14 protein-coding genes, 1 tRNA gene and 3 pseudogenes are annotated in these 18,689 nt (G+C 71.4%); 11 read left to right on the top strand and 7 right to left on the bottom strand.

Annotated features, from left to right (window positions below):
- Positions 1 to 157 precede the first annotated feature (157 nt).
- Entirely contained in the window at positions 158 to 1,777 is a 1,620-nt protein-coding gene (locus B9S58_RS11755) for a DoxX family membrane protein (protein ID WP_258044344.1), read from the top strand.
- 85 nt (positions 1,778 to 1,862) lie between these two features.
- On the opposite strand, the gene B9S58_RS11750 is transcribed toward B9S58_RS11755, so the two are convergent.
- From B9S58_RS11750 to B9S58_RS11735, 4 genes are all read right to left on the bottom strand, one after another.
- Positions 1,863 to 2,579, bottom strand: a complete 717-nt coding sequence (locus B9S58_RS11750) for a nucleotidyltransferase family protein (RefSeq protein WP_103532061.1) — start codon at positions 2,577 to 2,579, stop codon at positions 1,863 to 1,865.
- Between the two features lie 74 nt (positions 2,580 to 2,653).
- Entirely contained in the window at positions 2,654 to 3,067 is a 414-nt protein-coding gene (locus tag B9S58_RS11745; protein WP_103532060.1) for a hypothetical protein, read from the bottom strand.
- Positions 3,068 to 3,304: 237 nt separating this feature from the next.
- On the bottom strand, positions 3,305 to 4,441 hold the full coding sequence (locus B9S58_RS11740; RefSeq protein ID WP_103532059.1) for an ABC transporter ATP-binding protein: 1,137 nt from the start codon (positions 4,439 to 4,441) through the stop codon (positions 3,305 to 3,307).
- Positions 4,442 to 4,815: 374 nt separating this feature from the next.
- Positions 4,816 to 6,252 carry an RNA-guided endonuclease TnpB family protein gene (locus tag B9S58_RS11735; protein ID WP_103532058.1) on the bottom strand — a complete coding sequence of 479 codons (1,437 nt, stop codon included), beginning with the start codon at positions 6,250 to 6,252 and terminating at the stop codon, positions 4,816 to 4,818.
- A gap of 120 nt (positions 6,253 to 6,372) precedes the next feature.
- Here B9S58_RS11735 and B9S58_RS11730 point away from each other — a divergent pair.
- From B9S58_RS11730 to B9S58_RS11695, 8 genes are all read left to right on the top strand, one after another.
- Positions 6,373 to 6,446, top strand: a tRNA-Thr gene (locus tag B9S58_RS11730).
- A gap of 218 nt (positions 6,447 to 6,664) precedes the next feature.
- Positions 6,665 to 8,089 (top strand): argininosuccinate synthase, encoded by a 1,425-nt coding sequence (gene argG, locus B9S58_RS11725; RefSeq protein WP_103532057.1) that lies wholly within the window; start codon positions 6,665 to 6,667, stop codon positions 8,087 to 8,089.
- A 424-nt stretch (positions 8,090 to 8,513) separates the two neighbouring features.
- A complete protein-coding gene (locus B9S58_RS11720; RefSeq protein WP_103532056.1) occupies positions 8,514 to 9,038 on the top strand; it encodes a toxin-antitoxin system HicB family antitoxin in 525 nt (174 codons plus the stop codon).
- A gap of 101 nt (positions 9,039 to 9,139) precedes the next feature.
- Complete coding sequence (locus B9S58_RS11715; RefSeq protein WP_103532055.1) at positions 9,140 to 10,030, top strand: DUF4097 family beta strand repeat-containing protein; 891 nt, start codon at positions 9,140 to 9,142, stop codon at positions 10,028 to 10,030.
- A 58-nt stretch (positions 10,031 to 10,088) separates the two neighbouring features.
- Positions 10,089 to 11,090, top strand: a complete 1,002-nt coding sequence (locus B9S58_RS11710) for an ATP-binding cassette domain-containing protein (RefSeq protein WP_103532054.1) — start codon at positions 10,089 to 10,091, stop codon at positions 11,088 to 11,090.
- Positions 11,087 to 11,878, top strand: coding sequence for an ABC transporter permease (locus tag B9S58_RS11705; RefSeq protein WP_103532053.1), 792 nt, complete (start codon positions 11,087 to 11,089; stop codon positions 11,876 to 11,878). The genes B9S58_RS11710 and B9S58_RS11705 overlap by 4 nt, the downstream gene beginning before the upstream one ends.
- 215 nt (positions 11,879 to 12,093) lie before the next feature.
- The gene (locus B9S58_RS11700; RefSeq protein ID WP_103532052.1) at positions 12,094 to 13,008 is read left to right on the top strand and encodes a diiron oxygenase; all 915 of its coding nucleotides are present in this window, start codon (positions 12,094 to 12,096) and stop codon (positions 13,006 to 13,008) included.
- Between the two features lie 9 nt (positions 13,009 to 13,017).
- The gene (locus B9S58_RS11695; RefSeq protein ID WP_103532051.1) at positions 13,018 to 14,718 is read left to right on the top strand and encodes an FAD-dependent oxidoreductase; all 1,701 of its coding nucleotides are present in this window, start codon (positions 13,018 to 13,020) and stop codon (positions 14,716 to 14,718) included.
- 124 nt (positions 14,719 to 14,842) lie between these two features.
- Here B9S58_RS11695 and B9S58_RS11690 read toward each other — a convergent pair.
- Positions 14,843 to 16,277, bottom strand: a pseudogene (locus tag B9S58_RS11690) (MFS transporter).
- A gap of 193 nt (positions 16,278 to 16,470) precedes the next feature.
- On the opposite strand from B9S58_RS11690, the gene B9S58_RS11685 reads away from it, so the two are divergent.
- The gene (locus B9S58_RS11685) at positions 16,471 to 16,917 is read left to right on the top strand and encodes a MarR family winged helix-turn-helix transcriptional regulator (protein ID WP_103532050.1); all 447 of its coding nucleotides are present in this window, start codon (positions 16,471 to 16,473) and stop codon (positions 16,915 to 16,917) included.
- Positions 16,918 to 16,922: 5 nt separating this feature from the next.
- Here the strand turns inward: B9S58_RS11685 and B9S58_RS11680 are convergent.
- A pseudogene (locus tag B9S58_RS11680) lies at positions 16,923 to 17,269 on the bottom strand (FAD-dependent oxidoreductase); the annotation flags it as partial.
- A gap of 137 nt (positions 17,270 to 17,406) precedes the next feature.
- Here B9S58_RS11680 and B9S58_RS11675 point away from each other — a divergent pair.
- Positions 17,407 to 18,321: an aminoglycoside phosphotransferase family protein gene (locus tag B9S58_RS11675; protein WP_103532049.1), complete on the top strand. Its 915-nt coding sequence runs from the start codon at positions 17,407 to 17,409 to the stop codon at positions 18,319 to 18,321.
- Between the two features lie 36 nt (positions 18,322 to 18,357).
- On the opposite strand, the pseudogene B9S58_RS11670 reads toward B9S58_RS11675, so the two are convergent.
- Positions 18,358 to 18,617 (bottom strand): annotated as a pseudogene (locus B9S58_RS11670) (oxidoreductase); the annotation flags it as partial.
- Positions 18,618 to 18,689 lie beyond the last annotated feature (72 nt).

Here is an 18,689-nt window from a genome sequence, read left to right as displayed (position 1 = left end):
CGCGGCCCCGCGCCCGGCAACCGGCTCGTCTGATCGGCGAGTTGACGCGCGAACGCCGAACACAGTTCCAGGATGCCCGAGTTTGGCCTGATCTTGACGGGTCTCGGACACATCCGGGTGGTCAAGGCAGTGTCCTAAACACACATCACTCGGTTAGATGAGTGTGGACACCAGAACGCCTCGGTTCGACGAGCAACCCGCCCTGAGCATGACCAAGGTGGACAGCGACCCCGCGCAGGTCATCGTCAACCACGCCAGCTTCCGGGTGCAGCTCGCCCCGGGCCAGCGCGCACGGCTGCGCGGTGCCCCCGCGGAAACGGCCCGCATCCCCGCCATGAGCGGCGCCGCCGGAGCCCGCAGGCGGGCACCGGTCGTCTGGAGTGGGAAGTCCGCTCCCGGCGACCCCGGTGCGACGGGCCTCCTCCAGGCCGTGCGCAACTCCACCTCGGGACACCTCGACGCCGGACTCGGCGGGGTGTCCGGGGACGGGCACGAAGCGGGCGCGACACAGGTCATCCCGCTCCTGGAGGAGACGCAGCCCAACCCCGTACTGACCGCCCCCCACCAGCCCGGACGCACCGGACCGCTGCTGCCGCCCATGCGGCAGGCCGTCGGCGCGTACGACGACCCGGTCGCCGGGCCCGACGGTGTCATCGGCGACGACCGCGACGCGGCCGAGGAATCCGCCGAGTCCCGCACCCGACGCGGCGTGGGCGACTCCGTCCGGCACGCCTATTACCCCGGCCACCGGATGAACCTGGGCGTCGTCCTGCTCCCCATGCGGGTCCTCCTCGGCTTCATCTCCATCTACGCCGGTATGGGCAAACTGTGCGACCCCGTCTACTTCGACGGTGGCGAGCGCGGCTCGATGGTCACGTGGCTGACCTCCCTGAACCCGTGGGCGCTGGCCGAACCGCTGCGCGACTTCGCGCTCTCCCACCCGGTCGGCGCCGGACTGACCGTCGCCTTCCTCCAGGTCGTGGTCGGCGTGCTCACCGTCCTCGGCCTCTGGCAGCGGGTCGCCGCCGCGTTCGGCGCGCTGCTCTCCGCCGCGCTGCTGGTGACGGTCAGCTGGCGCACGGTCGCCGTGTACGACGCCCCCGACATCATCCTGCTGGCCGCCTGGAGCCCCCTGATCATCGCGGGCGCCCCGGTCTACTCCGTGGACGGCCGACTGGCCGGCGAAGCCTGGCGCAAGCTCGGCCCGCGCTCCGAGATCTGGGACCTGCGCCGCCGGGTCCTGCGCCGGGGCACCGTCGTCGCGACGGTCGTCGTCGGCCTCACCCTGCTCATCGGCTCCATCCTCGGCGGTGCCGTCCGCTCCACCGAGGTCGTCACCGTCCCCGGCCGCAACGACAACCCCACCAACCGCCTCCCCGGCATGCCGCTCCCCCAGGAGTCCACCGGCGAGCGCCAGGCCTCCCGCACACCGGACCAGCAGCGACAGCCGGAACCCACCCGCTCCGGTGCGGCCACCACACCCGCCACCGGCCAGGCCAGCAGCGGTGCGACCCGCGACTCCGGCGGCCAGAGCACCGGCTCGGACACCCAGCCCAGCCAGACCCAGGGCACCGGCCAGGCACCCCCGCAGCAGTCCACCCCGCAGCAGCCCCCGGCCACCACCAGCGCCGGACCCACCTCGTCCGGATCCACCGGCGGCGACGCCTCCTCCGGCGGCGGCGAACCGGCACCCACCGGCGGCTCCACCTCCTCCGGCGGCGAGGGATCGACCTCGGGCGGCGGCGGCCGGAACCCCATCGGCGGCCTCCTCGGCTGACCCGCACCGCATACAGCACCGAGGGCGGCCCCCACCCGGACGGAACAACCGGGTGGGGGCCGCCCTCGGCGCGCACAGGCAACTGTCAGGTGGTGTGGGAGCCGAGCTCGCGGGCCGCCTCGGTCAGGTCCTTCGCCGTGTCGATGGCCCGCCAGTACGCCCCGTTCGGCAGCGGATACCCGGCCAGCCGGCGTTCGCGGGCCAGCCGCGGGAACGTGGTCCGCTCATGGTCGCCCCGGTCCGGCAGCAGCTTCGTGAACGCGGGCGAGAACACGTACACCCCGGCGTTGATCAGATACGGGGACGGCGGCGACTCGATGAAGTCGGTGATGTGCCCGAACGCGTCCGTCTCCACGGCACCCCACGGGATCCGGGGCCGGGCGAGGGCGAGGGTGGCAGTCGCGTCGCGCTCCGCGTGGAACGCGGCCATCTCACGCAGGGAGAAGCGCGTCCAGATGTCGCCGTTCGTGGCGTACCAGGGCTGCTCCGGATCGGGCAGCCGCCCGGCCGCGTACTTCAGCCCGCCGCCGCGCCCCAACGGCTCGGTCTCCACGACGGTGGTGACCCGGAGCGGCAGAACGGCCGCCTCCAGCCACTCCTGGAGCACCTCGGCGAGATGCCCGCAGGAGACCACGGCGTCAGTGACTCCCTCGGCGGCCAGCCAGGACAGCTGATGGCCGATGATCGGAGTCCCGGTCCCGGGGATCTCGACCATCGGCTTGGGGCGGTCGTCGGTGTACGGCCGCAGCCGCGACCCCTGGCCCCCGGCAAGGATCACGGCCTGAGTCGGATACGTATGCATGGCAGGCACGATATGCGGTGCCCGCCGACGGACGGCGGCGCTCCGCGAGCCCGGCGTGATCCAAACGAGAGGGACTAGCTGAACTGGGCGACGCCCGAGGCGAACGAGGTGTCGCAGACGGGCCGGGAGAAGCGGTGCGCACGGGTCGGGCCGTACTGCTCGACGGCCGCCTTGCCGAGGGCCTTCGCGATCGACATGCAGTGGCGGGCGAGCGACGGGCGCCGCTCGACGGCGCGCTGGAGGCCCGTGAGCGCGGCGCCCGGGTCCTTCTCCTGGAGCTCCACGAGCAGCTTCTCGCGCAGGACGTCCTGCGGGGCGTGCGGCTTCGCGGGCTTGGACACGGTCTCCGAGGAGGCGGCCAGCAGCTGGGAGTCGTTGTCCGACGCCGCCCACGGAACGCTGGTGACCGCGAGGGTCCCGGACAGAACCATGACGACGGGCAGGACGAGAGCGAGGGATCGGCCGATGCGGCGCGCGGTGTGGGTCACGCAGCGAGCGTAGCGGCCAGTGACGGCCTGGCGACAATTCGTCACCCTTGCGGGGGATGGTTCGACGCGTCCTTTCGAATACGAGGTTGACGAACCGGAGCGAAATGCCCTGTGTGCCGGGGTATTTGACCCAGCCCGGCACCGAAACCCAAACCAGCCGCGACCACGCAAACGGCCCCGCACCCCTGGACGTCGCCAGGGGTGCGGGGCCGTGCGTACGGCACGGGGTGCGGGACGTCAGTTGGTGAGACGCTCGCCGGTGGAGGTCGCGAAGACGTGCAGCTCGTCCGGGCGCGGGACGACGTGCAGCTCCGTGCCCTTCTCCGGGACGTCACGGCCGCCGACCCGGACGACCAGGTCCTTGTGCTCGCCGGCGAACTGGGCGCCGCCGTAGACGAAGCCGTCGGCGCCGAGCTCCTCGACGACGTTGACGGAGACGGCGAGACCGGCCGGCTTGTCCGAGGTGTCACTGGTCAGCGACTTCGCGGCAGCGCCACCGTGCTCGACGATGTCGAAGTGCTCGGGGCGGATGCCGACCGTGACGGTGGTGTCACCGCGGTCCGCGGCCGCGGAGAGCGCCTCGCGGGAGACCGGGACGACGCTGTTGCCGAACTTCACGCCGCCGTCGGTGATCGGGACCTCGACGAGGTTCATCGCGGGGGAGCCGATGAAGCCGGCGACGAAGAGGTTCGCGGGGCGGTCGTACATGTTGCGCGGCGAGTCGACCTGCTGGAGCAGCCCGTCCTTCAGCACCGCGACCCGGTCGCCCATGGTGAGGGCCTCGACCTGGTCGTGGGTGACGTACACGGTGGTGATGCCGAGGCGGCGCTGCAGCGAGGCGATCTGCGTACGCGTGGAGACACGGAGCTTGGCGTCGAGGTTCGACAGCGGCTCGTCCATGAGGAAGACCTGCGGCTCACGCACGATGGCCCGGCCCATCGCCACACGCTGACGCTGACCACCGGAGAGCGCCTTCGGCTTGCGGTCCAGGTAGTCGGTGAGGTCCAGCATCTTGGCGGCCTCTTCGACCTTCGCCCGGATCTCGGTCTTGTTGATACCGGCGATCTTCAGCGCGAAGCCCATGTTGTCCGCGACGGACATGTGCGGGTAGAGCGCGTAGTTCTGGAACACCATGGCGATGTCCCGGTCCTTCGGCGGCAGGTGCGTGACGTCGCGGTCGCCGATGCGGATCGCACCGCCGTTGACGTCCTCAAGACCCGCGAGCATGCGCAGGGAGGTCGACTTGCCACAACCGGAGGGACCGACGAGGACGAGGAACTCACCGTCCGCGATGTCGATTTCGAGCTGGTCCACAGCCGGCTTCGTGGAGCCGGGGTAGACGCGGGACGCCTTGTCGAACGTGACACTGGCCATGCTGAATCTTCTCCTCAACCGGCAGGAACGTGCCGGACGATCCGAGTAGGGAGTGGTCTGGTCCACAGAGGCGAACCTGCCGTGACGCTACCTGGCGCTCATGTGTTCTGTCAGTACCTCTTGGGTCACGAAAATGGCCCTGTGACCCGGCGGGCGATGCCAGAGCAACTGTCTTTTGGCCCGGTCCCTGACTGGAGAGGGATCTTCCTGCTTCGGCACCCACCGCCGACCGGATGCCGCCCTGAAGGCGACACCCCGCCGGTCTCACACGGACTCCACAGGCATCACGGCCGACGGCCCGTCGGTCCGGCTGCACACTTTCCTACGTATCCACCTGCCGCGCCCGAAGCAGGTCTCTGGGCGCCTCACGCCGACTATGCCGTCAGCACCACGTCCGGCATCTCGGATGCCTTGATCACCGACGGCATCACCCGCCCCGGTGGAAGCGCCGCCACCAGCCCGTACAACCGCAGCCCTTCCTCGCGTAGATTCCGCGCGGCGTTCACATCCCGGTCGTGCACTGCACCGCATCCGTCGCAGGACCAACTGCGCACGGACAGATCCAGCTTCGGCCCCGTCGCCCCGCATGCGGAGCAGCGCCGTGTCGAGGGGAAGAAGCGGTCGACGATGACCAGCGTCCGGCCGTACCACGCGCACTTGTACCGCAACTGGCGCAGCAACTCACCCCACGCGGCATCCAGGATCGCCCGGTTCAGCCCCGCCTTCCGCCGACGGCCCTTACCCCTTGGCGACCGTACGAGAGAGGCGACGGCCAGGTCCTCCACCACGAGCACTTGGTTCTCGCGCACGAGGCGGGTGGTGAGCTGGTCCAACGCGTCTCGACGGACGTCAGCGATGAGGGCATACAGCCGTGCGATCTCCTGCCGCGCCTTGTCCCGGTTTCTGGATCCCCTCTCCTTACGGTGCAGACTCCGCTGGAGATCCGCGAGCTTCGCCCCGTATTTCTTGAGCAGCCGGGGGTGGTCCACCTTCTCCCCGTCATCCAGCGTGACCAGCGCCGCCAGCCCGAGGTCCAGACCGACCGCCTTCGGCCCACCGCCGTCCCGCAGAAACACCGGCGGCAGCGGCTTGATCCGCTCCTCCACCAGCACGGAGACGAAGAAGCGGCCTGCCCGGTCACGGCTCACGGTTAGCTTCACCGGCCGCACTCCTGCCGGAAGCGGCCGGGACCACCGGACACGCAGAGGCCCGGGCTGCTTGGCCAACGCGATCAGCCCCGTGCCCGGCCGCTCCGTGTCCTCCCCCCAGCGGAAGCCCGTACGGACATAGGTCGCGGAGTCACGGGAGCGGCCCTTCTTCTTACGCTTCGGCTGTCTCCCCGAGCCCTTGAAGAACCGCCCGAACGCGGCGTCGAGATGGCGGAGCGCCTGCTGGAGCACGGTCGAGGAGACCTCCTGCAGCCATCGCGTCCCCTCGGCGTTCCGCCAGCCTGTGAGAGCCCGGCAGGAGTCGGCGAACCCGAGCGCCACCCGGTGCTCGCGCCAGGCCTTGTCCCGCAGGGCGAGGCCCTCGTTGTAGGTCCAGCGGCAGGCACCGAAGGTCTTGATCAGCTGCTCGGCCTGGGCGGGGGAGGGATAACAGCGGTACCGGTAGACACGCTGGCGGGTGTCGGCCTCCGGTGTCCGCCGCTGCATCGGCACGGCCACCCGCTGCTGATGCTTGACCCGGTCAGGAACGCCCAACGCCTCGCGTTTGACGCGCTTGGCCTCTGCGCCGCTGACGCGGAGCCGTCCGTCCTCCCCTGCGGCCTCGACCGCGGTCCCTCCCTCTGTCCGATAGTCGGATGGCACTTCAGTGCGTTCAACGAACAGGTGAGTGGGAGGTTACGGCCGCCCGATATGCCTGTCCGTGGGGGAGTGGGGCTGTGTAGAGTTGTGGCGTCTTGGTGCGCGCTTCTGGCGTGCGCCCTTGCCTCCTTAGCTCAGCTGGCCAGAGCTCCGACCTTGTAAGTCGGATGTCGTCGGTTCGAATCCGACAGGAGGCTCAGGAAAAGGCCAGGTCACGTAGTACGTGACCTGGCCTTTTGCGGTGATGAGGCGCCCGTTGGCGGCCCGGAAGGGCTGGGTGCGCCGGTACACGGGAAGCGCCGCACACAGCACGCCGTCCTCGCGGCCGGCGGATAGCCGGTCGGCCACGGTTGCGCCCGAGCCGCTCGCGCGCTGTGGATGGAAGGACCTCGGGGTGCGGGTCTAGGATGCATACATGTCGAAGGTACTGAATAAACTTCCAGTCGGTGAGCGCATCGGAATCGCCTTCTCCGGCGGCTTGGACACCTCCGTCGCGGTGGCGTGGATGCGTGAGCGTGGCGCCATCCCGTATTCCTATACAGCCGACATCGGGCAGTACGACGAGCCGGACCTGTCCGACGTGCCCGAGCGGGGGCGTACGTACGGCGCCGAACGGGCCAGGCTCGTCGACTGCCGTGAGGCCCTGGTCGAGGAGGGGATGGCCGCTCTCGCGTGCGGCGCCTTCCATATCCGGTCGGCCGCGCAGACCTACTTCAACACCACCCCTCTCGGGCGTGCGGTCGTGGGCACCCTGCTGGTGCGCGCGATGCGCCAGGACGATGTCTCCATCTGGGGCGACGGGTCCACCTACAAGGGCAACGACATCGAGCGCTTCTACCGCTACGGTCTGCTCGCCAACCCCAGCCTGCGGATCTACAAGCCCTGGCTCGACGGGGCCTTCGTGGCCGAGCTCGGCGGTCGGCACGAGATGTCCGAATGGCTGTCGAAGCGCGACCTGCCCTACCGCGACTCCGCCGAGAAGGCGTACTCCACCGACGCGAACATCTGGGGCGCCACCCACGAGGCCAAGCGCCTCGAGTACCTCGACGCCTCGCTCGAAAGCGTCTCCCCGATCATGGGTGTCCCCTTCTGGGACCCCGAGGTCGACATCCCGGCCGAGGACGTCACCGTCGAGTTCGAGCACGGCCGACCCGTGCGGATCGACGGACGTGAAATCCCCACCGCCGTAGAGCTGGTGCGGGAGGCCAACCTCATCGGCGGCCGGCACGGCCTCGGCATGTCGGACCAGATCGAGAACCGCATCATCGAAGCCAAGAGCCGCGGCGTCTACGAGGCCCCCGGCATGGCGCTGCTGCACGTGGCCTACGAGCGGCTTCTCAACGCCATCCACAACGAGGACACCGTCGCCATGTACCACGCCGAGGGGCGTCGGCTCGGGCGGCTGCTCTACGAGGGCCGCTGGTTCGACCCGCAGGCACTCATGCTCCGCGAGAGCCTGCAGCGCTGGGTCGGCAACCCCGTCACCGGCAGTGTCACGGTGCGGCTGCGCCGTGGTCAGGACTACACCGTCCTCGACACCCAGGGCCCGCACCTGAGCTATCACCCCGAGAAGCTGTCGATGGAGCGCAGTCACGACCAGGCGTTCTTCCCGGATGACCGCATCGGCCAGCTGACCATGCGCAACCTCGACATCGCCGACTCGCGCAGCAAGCTGGAGCAGTACGCGGCTCAGGGCCAGCTCACGGCCTGGAGCGGGCTCATCGGAGAGCTGCCCCCGGGTGGGGCGGAGGTCATCGCGGCGACGGGCCACGAGGGGGAGGCCGCGCCGGTGGACTCCGATGCGCTCGACCAGGCGGCGATCGAGTCGGGCACGGACTGACCTCCGGCCCGTCCCGAAGACGCTGGCGTGGTGTGCGCCGCGGCTCGCTCGCGCGTGCCGTGAACCCTTCCTGTCCGCCGTCTCGGACGGTCGGTGGACCCACGCCGTACGGAGAGCCGCCGCCAGGGCCTTGGGGGCGGCGGCGGTGTGCCCGGAGGTTCCGGGTGCCGGGCCTCGCGTCGTGCGCGTGGCGCTTGCCGTCGGTGCCCCGGCTCTGGCGGCGGGTCCGGGTGTGCCGCGAGGAGTCATGGGTGTGCTGGGTGGTGCCACATGGCGTTGATGTGGTGCCACCCTTGGTCGTTCGAGGTGCCCACGCGGTGCCATTTCGGTGTTCGTGGTGGCGGCTTCGCAGGTCAGTGGCCTATTGATGTGCTGTGCGCCAAAGTGGCTCGCCATGGCGCCATGCGTGTGCCATGATGGCGTCATGGACCTCACCCCGTACGTCGACAATCTCCGGCGGGAACTCGCCGTCGCCGCGGATGCCGGCGGCGACGAAGCCCGCGCCCTGGCCGAGCGGCTCAGTGCCCCCCTGGAGTCCGCCGCCCGGCTGACCCTGCTCAACGTGCTCTCCGCGGCCATGGGTGAGGTCACCCGGGAGCTTGCGCCCGGTTCGGTCGACGTACGGCTGCGCGGGCTCGATCCCGAGTTCGTGGTGACACCGCCGCCGGTGCCCGAGCCGGTGCGGGAGGCGCGGGAGCCGGTCATGGCTCCCGTCGCGGCCGCGCCGCCGGCCGCGGAGGCCGACGACGGCACCATGGTGCGGATCAACCTCCGTCTCCCCGCTCACCTCAAGGGCCGGGCCGAGAGCGCCGCGGCGGCCGAGGGGCTGTCGGTCAACGCCTGGCTCGTGCGGGCCGTCTCCGTCTCCGTCGACGGCGGGGGGCGTGCGAGCGCGCCGGGCCGGGGCAAGGACTCGGGCGGTCGCGGCTTCACCGGCTGGGTCCGCTAGAGCCGTAGCCGGCAACGCTTTCACCGGCGGATCGCCGATCCGGCCGACGTCACTGATCACTGATCGCTCATCACTCACCGAGCCAAGAGGACGGGACAGCCATGCCTTCTTTCGAGACCCCCGAGCCGATCTCCGCCGTCGTCGAGCTGGACGCCGGCACCGCCCGCATCACCGCCGGCAAGCGCACCGACACGGTCGTCGAGGTACTGCCGGGCAACGGATCCGACGAGGACGACGTGCGTGCCGTGCGGCAGACCCAGGTCTCCTGCTCGGGCGGCCGCCTCACCGTCAGGACCCCCAGGAAGCGGTCCCTGTTCGGTAAGCCGGGCACCGTCGTCGTGAGCATCGAACTGCCCGCGGGGTCCGGCGTGCGGGGCACCTCCGCCCTGGGCGGCTTCTTCTGCGAAGGTCCCCTCGGGGACGTGAAGCTCACGACCTCGCTCGGCGATCTCCAGGTGGACGAGGCGGCCCGCGCCGAGCTCAGGACCGACCACGGCGACATCCGGCTGGTCCGCTCCACCGGGGACGCCGAAGTCGTCGGATCCGGCCGGGTCGAGGTCGGTGCGGTCGCCGGGGCGGCGGTCGTCAAGAACGGCAACGGTGCGACCGGGATCGACGAGGTCGGTGGTGAGCTGAAGGTCAACGCGGCCAACGGCGACATCTCGGTGGGCGTCGCGCACGGCGGTGTCGTCGCCAAGTCCGCCAACGGTCGGATCGAGATCGGCGTCGCCCACGCCGGGGTCGACGCGACCTCCTCCAACGGGCACATCCGCGTCGGCGACGTGATCCGGGGCCGCATCGCTCTGCGCACCTCCGTCGGCGACCTCGAAGTGGGCATCCACGAGGGCACCGCCGCCTGGCTCGACCTGAACCCCAAGTTCGGCACCGTACGCAACTCGCTCGGTACCGCCGCCGGTCCCGAGGACTCCGACGAGACCGTCGAGGTGCACGCCGGGAGCGGGGTCGGCGACATCATCGTCCGCCGTGCCTGACCTCCGCCGCGCCCCGTACCGTCCACGCCCGACCCACCGCTCGCGAAAGGGCATCAGCATGACTGTCACCCGGGCCTCCGCGCCGCTCGCCGACCGGGCCGCGACGCAGGCGATCACCGCCACCGGACTGCGCAAGTCCTACGGCGACAAGCTCGTGCTCGACGGCATCGACCTGTCGGTGCCCGAGGGCACCGTCTTCTCCCTGCTCGGCCCCAACGGCGCGGGCAAGACCACCGCCGTCAAGATCCTCTCCACGCTCGTCACCGCCGACGCCGGTGAACTCCGCGTCGGAGGCCACGACGTGGCCGCCGATCCGCAGGCCGTGCGTGCCGCGATCGGTGTCACCGGGCAGTTCTCCGCCGTGGACGGGCTGATCACCGGTGAGGAGAACATGCTGCTCATGGCGGACCTGCACCATCTGCCGCGCCGGGAGGGCCGGCGGGTCGCCGCCGAACTGCTGGAGCGTTTCGACCTCGTGGACGCGGCGAGGAAGCCCGCCGCGGGCTATTCCGGGGGCATGAAGCGCCGCCTCGACATCGCCATGACGCTGGTCGGCTCCCCGCGGATCATCTTCCTCGACGAGCCGACCACGGGTCTCGACCCGCGTTCCCGCCACACCATGTGGGGGATCATCCGCGAACTGGTCGCCGGCGGCGTCACCGTCTTCCTCACCACCCAGTACCTGGAGGAGGCCGACGAACTGGCCGACCGTATCGCCGTGCTCAACGACGGGAGGATCGCCGCCGAGGGCAGTGCCGAGGAGCTGAAGCGGATCGTCCCCGGCGGGCACGTCAGGCTCCGCTTCACCGACCCGGACGCCTACCGGTCCGCCGCCCGCGCCCTGCGCGAGGCCACCGGCGACGACGAGGCGCTGTCGCTCCAGATCCCCAGCGACGGCAGTCAGCGCGAACTGCGTTCCGTCCTCGACTGGTTGGACGCGGCCGGGATCGAGGCCGACGAGCTGACCGTGCACACCCCCGACCTCGACGACGTGTTCTTCGCCCTTACCGGATCCGGCGTGCCCGGCCGGAACGACCAGCCGACGGAGGCCCTCCGATGAGCACCCTCGCCCTCGCCGTACGCGACTCGAACACCATGCTGCGCCGCAACCTCCTGCACGCCCGGCGCTATCCCTCCCTCACCCTCAACCTGCTCCTCACGCCTGTCATGCTCCTGCTGCTTTTCGTCTACATCTTCGGCGATGTGATGAGCGCGGGCATCGGCGGCGCAGGGGCCGACCGTGCCGCCTACATCGCCTACATCGTCCCGGGCCTGCTGTTGATGACCATCGGCTCCACCGTGGTCGGGACCGCTGTCTCCGTCTCCAACGACATGACCGAGGGCATCATCGCCCGCTTCCGCACCATGGCGATTCACCGTGGCTCCGTGCTCGTCGGGCATGTCGTCGGGAGCGTGCTGCAGAGCGTGCTGAGCGTGGTCCTGGTCGGCGCCGTCGCCGTGGCCATCGGCTTCCGGTCCACGGACGTCACGCTCCTGGAGTGGCTGGCGGCGTTCGGGCTGCTCGTGCTCTTCGCCTCGGCCCTCACCTGGACCGCCGTCGGCATGGGGCTGATCAGCCCGAACGCCGATGCCGCAAGCAACAACGCCCTGCCGATGATCCTGCTGCCGCTCCTGTCCAGCGCCTTCATCCCGGTGGAGACGATGCCGGGCTGGTTCCGGCCGATCGCCGAGTACCAGCCGTTCACCCCCGCCATCGAGACCCTGCGTGGGCTGCTGCTCGGCAGCGAGATCGGCCACAACGGCTGGCTGGCCGTCGGCTGGAGCCTCGGGCTCGTGGTGCTCGGCTACCTCTGGTCCACCGCGGAGTTCGGCCAGGACCCCCGGTAGCCGACGAGGAGGTATGGGGTCGGTGTGAGGGGCCCAGGTTGATTTCTACCGAGGGGTAGGCGGCCCGGGCTCCTTGTTATACCTTGCGTCTAACAAGAGGGTGGGGCACCCGGCCGGCGCCCGGGCGACAGGGCTGTCGACGTACGCGCGTCACCACTGTTGTGCGCACATCACCACGATCAAGGATCACCGCACTCGACCCCAGGAGCCGCAGCATGGCCGGCAGCACCGTTCCGTCGAAGGTCCAGGAGAGTCCCGAGGGTGACGACGTCGCGCGGCGGCTGCTCGGCTCGGCCGCTCAGCTGGCGTACGACCCGGCCACCGAGGTGGACTGGGAGACGCCGCTGGACAAGGAGTTCCACGGCGCGAGCCCGGAGTGGTGCAGTCTCTACGGGACCGCCTACTGGAGCGAGTTGACCGAGGGGCAGCGCAAGGAGCTGACCCGGCAGGAGGCGGCCTCGGTCGCCAGCACCGGCATCTGGTTCGAGATGATCCTCCAGCAGATGGTGCTGCGCGACATCTACATGAAGAACCCGGCGGGCGCGGAGTTCCAGTGGGCGCTCACCGAGATAGCCGAGGAGTGCCGTCACTCGATCATGTTCGCGCGCGGCGCGCAGAAGCTCGGCGCGCCCCACTACCGCCCGCGCCGCGCGGTGATGGAGCTGGGCAGGGCCTTCAAGACGCTGGCGTTCGGCGAGGCGGCGTACGCGGCGATCCTGGTCGCCGAGGAAGTCCTCGACGTGATGCAGCGGGACTGGATGCGCGACGAGCGGGTCGTGCCGTTCGTCCGCACCATCAACAACATCCATGTGGTGGAGGAGTCCCGGCACATGAAGTTCGCCCGGGACGAGACCCTCAAGCGCCTGGAGGGCGCCGGGTGGGCGCGGCGGCAGCTCAACGCGTTCGTCGTCGCCGTCGCCTCGTACTTCATCGTGACCAGCATGGTGAACCCGGAGGTCTACCGGAAGGCCGGGCTCGACCGGAAGCGGGCGCTGGCCGCCGCCCGGCGAAACGAGCACCACAAGTCGATGATGCGGTCCAGCTGTTCGGGGCTGATGGACTTCCTGGCCTCCGCCCGCCTCCTCACCAAGCCCGCACTCGCGTTCTACAAGCGCGCGAACCTGATCTGAGCCGGGGCCATGACCTACGCCATCACCCAGACCTGCTGCAACGACGCCACCTGTGTGGCCGTGTGCCCGGTCAACTGCATCCACCCGACGCCGGAGGAACGTGCCTTCGGCAGCACGGAGATGCTCCACATCGACCCCCGGGCGTGCATCGACTGCGGTGCCTGCGCCGACGCCTGCCCGGTGGACGCGATCTTCCCGGTGGACGCGCTGGCCGCCGGGCAGCGGGAGTACGCGGACATCAACGCCGCCTATTACGAGGGGGAGGCGTCCCCTTCCGCCGGGGGCGAGGTCGACGGGCCCAACTTCCACGTCTGGGGCGAGCCGGTCTTCGGGCGCAGTCTGCCGTCCGACTTCGGGCCGCTGCGGGTGGCCGTCGTCGGTACCGGTCCCGCCGGGATGTACGCGGCGCAGGACCTGTTGCTGCACACCGCGGCCGAGGTGACCCTGATCGACCGGCTGCCGGTGGCCGGCGGGCTCGTCCGGTACGGGGTGGCCCCCGACCACCCCGCGACGAAGAAGGTCGGCGACGTCTTCTCCCGCTTCCACTCCCACCCCCGGGCCCGGATGCACCTGGGCATCGAGGTGGGCCGGGACGTCACCGCGGAGGAACTGGCCGCCCACCACGACGCGGTGATCTACGCGGTCGGTGCCTCGGCGGACCGGCGGCTCGGCATCCCGGGCGAGGACAGCCCCGGGTGCCTTTCGGCGACCGCGTTCGTCGCCTGGTACAACGCCCACCCGGAGGCCGTCGCGCAGCGCGTCGACCTGTCCGCCGAGCGGGTCGTCGTGGTGGGCAACGGCAACGTCGCCCTCGACGTCGCCCGGATCCTGGTCGCCGACCCGGAGGCGCTCGCGGGCACCGACATCGCCGCCCACGCGCTGGAGGCCCTGCGGGCGAGCCGGGTCCGGGAAGTGGTGGTGCTGGGGCGGCGGGGCCCCGGCGACGCTGCGTACACCCGCTCCGAACTCCTCGCGCTGAAGCATCTGCCGGGCGTGGAGCTCGTCGTGGACGACCACGATCCGCGCACGGGGGCGGCGATCGACGGGGCCGGGGCGGGCGACCGGGCCGGGTTGCTCCGGGGGCTCGCCCGGGTACGGACGGACGCCGCGTCCCCCGCGCCCGGCCGAGGGACGGACCGGCGCATCGTGCTCCGGTTCCACTCCGAGCCGGTGGAGATCCTGGGCGACGGGGACGCGCGCGCCGTACGTGTCACGGCCGGCGGGGGCACCGGCGGCGGGGGCATCGGCGGCGGGGGTACGGCCGACCTCGGCGCCGGGCTGCTGCTGCGGGCCATCGGCTACCGGGGGCTGCCGGTCCCCGGGCTGCCGTTCGACGAGGCGGCGGGCACCGTCCCGCACGAGGGCGGCCGGGTCGCCGGGCTGCCCGGCAGCTATGTGGTCGGCTGGATCAAGCGGGGGCCCTCCGGCGGGATCGGCGCCAACCGCACCTGCGCGGCCGAGACGGTCGGCACGCTCCTGGCCGACGCGGTCGCCGGGACGCTGCCCGCTCCGACGGGCGACGCCAAGGCGTTCCGGCGCCTGGCCCGGCAGCGCAACCGCCGGGTCGTGGACGCCCGGGGCCTGGCCGCGATCGAGCGTGCCGAACGGGACCGGGGGCGGCGCGAGCGCCGGCCCCGGGTGAAGCTCGCCACCGTCGAGGAGCTCGTCGCGACGGCGAGGTCGGGGCGGCTGCTGCGGCTGACCCGCTGACCCGCTGACCCGCTGACCCGCTGACGCGCCGTCGTGACGACGGTGCTCGTCACCGTACGAAGTCCGGCCCGGGGCCCGGCGGTCGAGCCGCCGGGCCCCGGGCCGCGATCCGTTCGGACGACGATCAGGCCTTGGCCTCCGACACCTCGGGCGCATCCGCCGGACCGGAGGTGGCAGCCGGCTGGACGAGTGCGGTCGCCGGGCGTACGGGGACGAGGACGGCGACGACCGCCGCCGCCAGGCCCACCCCGCAGCCGATCAGCATCGCGACACGGAAGCCGTCCCGGGAGGCCAGCGGGAAGTCGTCGAAGTCGGTGGTCATCCGGGCCAGGACCAGGCCGATCACCGCCGCCGCGAAGGACGTGCCGATCGAGCGCATCAGGGCGTTGAAGCTGTTGGCCGACGCGGTCTCGGACCGGGGCACCGCGCTCATGATGAGCGCGGTGCCCCGGTCCGTAGGCGAAGCCGACGCCGGAGTTGCAGACGAGGGTGACGATCAGCAGGCTCCACGGGGAGTCCGCGCCGATCAGCGGTACGGACAGGCCGTAGCCGGCCGCGATGAGCAGGCTGCCGACGGCGAGGGTGACCTTCGGGCCCTTGGCGGCGGACAGCTTCGCGCCGACCGGGGACATCGCCATCATCATCAGGCCCGCCGGGGCCATCCACAGGCCCATCGCGAGCATCGACTGCCCCAGGCCGTACCCGGTGGCCTCGGGCAGCTGGAGCAGCTGGGGCACGACGAGGGACTGGGCGTACATCACGAAGCCGACCAGGACCGAGGCCGTGTTCGTCATCAGGACCTGGGGGCGGGCGGTGACACGCAGGTCGACCAGCGGGTCGTGCCGGCGCAGTTCCCACCAGCCCCAGGCGGGCAGCAGCACCAGCACGGTGGCGAAGAGAGTGAGCGTCGTCGCGCTGCCCCAGCCCCAGTCGGCGCCCTTGGAGACGGCGAGCAGCAGGCAGACCAGGGCGGCGCCGAGCCCGATCGCCCCGGGCAGGTCGAAGCCGCCGGACCTGGTGGCCGGCCGGTCCCCGGGGACCACGGCCAGGATCAGTGCGCCGACCGCGAGGGCCAGCACGGCGACCACCCAGAACAGCACCCGCCAGCTGGTGTTCTCCGCGATGGCGGCGGCGAACGGCAGGCCCAGCGCGCCGCCCACGCCCATCGAGGCGCTCATGATCGCGATGGACGGGCCGAGCTTCTCGGCCGGGACCACATCACGCAGGAGGCTGATGCCGAGCGGGACCACGCCCATGCCCAGGCCCTGGAGTCCGCGCCCGGCGATCATCGGGACCACCGACGAGGACAGGGCGCAGACCACCGAGCCGAGGACCAGCGGGACGAGCGGGACGAGCAGCATGCGCCGCTTGCCGTACATGTCGCCCAGCCGGCCGGCGACGGGCGTGGCCACGGCGGCGGCCAGCAGGGTGGCGGTGATCACCCAGGACGCGTTCGACGCGGAGGTGTCGAACAGCTTCGGCAGCTCCGCGATCAGCGGCACCACCAGGGTCTGCGTGAGCGCCGCCACGATGCCGGCGAAGGCCAGGATGCCGACCACGCCTCCCGGCCGGGCTGCGGGGGGGTGAACTTTCCACTGGTGCTGCTCCCTCTTGCCCTGACGGGCCTGTCCTTCGTTCTCATGTACGCGTTCGCGGTGCTCGACTATGCAAGATACATGGAATGTGCATCATGCATAAGTCATGCATACTGCACATCTATCGTGTGAGGCCTGGTCAACGAAGGAAGAGCGCGTGGACAAGCCCATCGACCGGATCGAACGCGAGACGATGCTGCTCGGCCGGTACATGCACCTGCTCAGCCCGCGCGTGGAATGGCGGCTGGACCGCAGTGCCTACATCCTGCTGAGCCGGATCCAGGTGGAAGGCCCCATGTCCATCAGCCAGCTCAGCGACGCCTTCGGTCTGGACGCATCCACGCTCAACCGGCAGACCGCCGCGATGCTGCGGGCCGGGGTCGTCGAGCGCATCCCGGACCCCGACGGCGGCATCGCCCGCAAGTTCGCCATCACGGACGAGGGCGAACGCCGCCTCGACAACGACCGGGGCAGGAATCTGGCGGGCCTGGCGAAGGTCCTCGCGGACTGGACGCCGGAGGAGGCCGAGCAGCTCGCAGCCTCCCTCAGCCGCCTGAACCTCTCCATCGAACGCCTCGACGGGCGGCCCTGGCCCCGCGACTGAAGCGCGGCCGGGGCCAGGACACGGCCCTGGTGGATGTCGGCGTCGATCTCCTCCTCGGCGGCGGCGTGGCCGTGCGGCTCGGCGTGCCGGTCGCGGCCCGCGATGCCGTTGTGCAACCAGCCGCCGTTACGGCCGGAGGCCCCGTAGCCGCAGAACTTGGCTTCGAGGACGGTGATGTTGAGAAAGGGAACGGCCTTCTTCAGGTAGTACGCCGACCAGAGCCGGTGTGGCCGCCGCCGACGACGCAGACGTCGACGCTCGTGTCGCCGGGGAGGGATTCGCGCGGGGCGGGGGTGCCCTCCTGCGCGTACCAGAACGCTATGCCGCCGACGACGGTACTGACGGTGCTCATGATGCCCCTGGTGTCCCTGGTGTCCCTGCCCGGTGGGATGCCGGGCGTACGTGCGGCGGGACGTTACTGCGCGCGGGGCTGTTCCGTCTCCTGCCGCCCGGCCCGTCCCTCCCGTCCCTGTCCCTAGGATCGGTGGCGTGATCGACATCCCGGACGAACTGATCGCTACGCAGTCCGCCTTCAACGGAGACGCGGGGCGGGCCTTCGTCGCCGCCCTGCCTGACCTCGCCGAGCGGTGCCTGGCGCGGTGGGGGCTGCGGCCGGACGGCCCGTCCATGTACGGGATGTGCGCGCTGGTCCTGCCGGTGGTGCGGGAGGCGGACGGGCGGCCCGCCGCGCTGAAGCTCCAGGCGGTGGACGAGGAGACGGTGGACGAGCCGGTCGCGCTGCGGGCGTGGAGCGTCGCGGGAGCCGGGGCGGTGGAGCTGCTCGACCACGACCCGGAGACCGGCGCGCTGCTGCTGGAACGGCTGGACGAGCGGCGGCCGTTGTCGGGCGAGGCCGATGTGCGGGGCGCGGTGACGGTGCTCGGCGCGGTGCTGGCCCGGCTGGTGGCGGTGCCCGCTCCGGAGGGGCTGCGCACGCTGGGCGGGGTGGTGGAGCGGATGCTCGCAGCGCTGCCGGAGCGGGTGGGCCTGCTGGCCGATGACGCGGACCGGCGGCTGCTCGCGGACTGCGCGGCGGCGGTGCGGGAGGTCGCGGGGGAGCCGGGGGACCGGCTGCTGCACTGGGACCTGCACTACGACAACGTCCTGGCGGGGCGTGCGGACGCGGGGCGGGCGGGGGAGTGGGTGGCGCTCGACCCGAAGCCGCTCGCGGGGGACCCGGGCTTCGAGCTGTTCCCGGCGCTGGACAACCTCTTCGACGCGGATGAGGTGCGGTGGCGGTTCGACGCGTTGACGGAGGCACTGGGCCTGGAGCGCGACCGGGAGCGGGCGCGGGCCTGGACGCTGGGGCGGGTGCTCCAGAACGGGCTGTGGGCGGCCGGCGGCGGGGAGCGGCGGGTCTCCCCGGATCATGCGGAGATCGCGCGGCGGTTGCTGGGGCGGTGAGGGCCCCGCCTCCCGCCGGCCGGGACGGGTGTGCCGGACGGCGATGTGCGCGTTCTTCGCGTGCTGGACGACGAGCGTGCCGCTCCCGCCCGCCGACGCGGTGACCACGGCGGAGCCCGGGCCGAGCGGGGTGAACCCGAGGACGCCGAGGGCGGTGCGGCCGGCGCCGGTCATGGCGACGGCCCCGGCGGCGTCGAGCGCCTCGGGGGTCTCGTGGAGCGGTCGGCCTCGGTGCCGGTGACTCCCGCGGGACCGCCCGGAGCCGTGCCGATGTGGGCGACGACGCGCCTGCCGAGGCCGCCGCTGATGACATGGATCTGCTCCATGGCTGGATCTCCTTCGCGTCTTCGATGATGCGACGGATCGTG

The sequence above is a fragment of the Streptomyces sp. SM11 genome (assembly GCF_002910905.1).
Classification (GTDB): Bacteria; Actinomycetota; Actinomycetes; order Streptomycetales; family Streptomycetaceae; genus Streptomyces.
The sequence above is the reverse complement of the archived record's forward strand: the minus strand, read 5'-3'. Positions and strand labels throughout refer to the sequence as shown.

What these genes read in the sequence shown, in the direction of transcription:
- B9S58_RS11705 (WP_103532053.1), top strand. Translation starts at nt 11,087, where the DNA reads ATGAGCACCCTCGCCCTCGCCGTACGCGACTCGAACACCATGCTGCGC.
- B9S58_RS11740 (WP_103532059.1), bottom strand. Translation starts at nt 4,441, where the DNA reads ATGGCCAGTGTCACGTTCGACAAGGCGTCCCGCGTCTACCCCGGCTCC.
- B9S58_RS11755 (WP_258044344.1), top strand. Translation starts at nt 158, where the DNA reads ATGAGTGTGGACACCAGAACGCCTCGGTTCGACGAGCAACCCGCCCTG.
- B9S58_RS11750 (WP_103532061.1), bottom strand. Translation starts at nt 2,579, where the DNA reads ATGCATACGTATCCGACTCAGGCCGTGATCCTTGCCGGGGGCCAGGGG.
- B9S58_RS11700 (WP_103532052.1), top strand. Translation starts at nt 12,094, where the DNA reads ATGGCCGGCAGCACCGTTCCGTCGAAGGTCCAGGAGAGTCCCGAGGGT.
- argG (WP_103532057.1), top strand. Translation starts at nt 6,665, where the DNA reads ATGTCGAAGGTACTGAATAAACTTCCAGTCGGTGAGCGCATCGGAATC.
- B9S58_RS11710 (WP_103532054.1), top strand. Translation starts at nt 10,089, where the DNA reads ATGACTGTCACCCGGGCCTCCGCGCCGCTCGCCGACCGGGCCGCGACG.
- B9S58_RS11715 (WP_103532055.1), top strand. Translation starts at nt 9,140, where the DNA reads ATGCCTTCTTTCGAGACCCCCGAGCCGATCTCCGCCGTCGTCGAGCTG.
- B9S58_RS11720 (WP_103532056.1), top strand. Translation starts at nt 8,514, where the DNA reads ATGGACCTCACCCCGTACGTCGACAATCTCCGGCGGGAACTCGCCGTC.
- B9S58_RS11695 (WP_103532051.1), top strand. Translation starts at nt 13,018, where the DNA reads ATGACCTACGCCATCACCCAGACCTGCTGCAACGACGCCACCTGTGTG.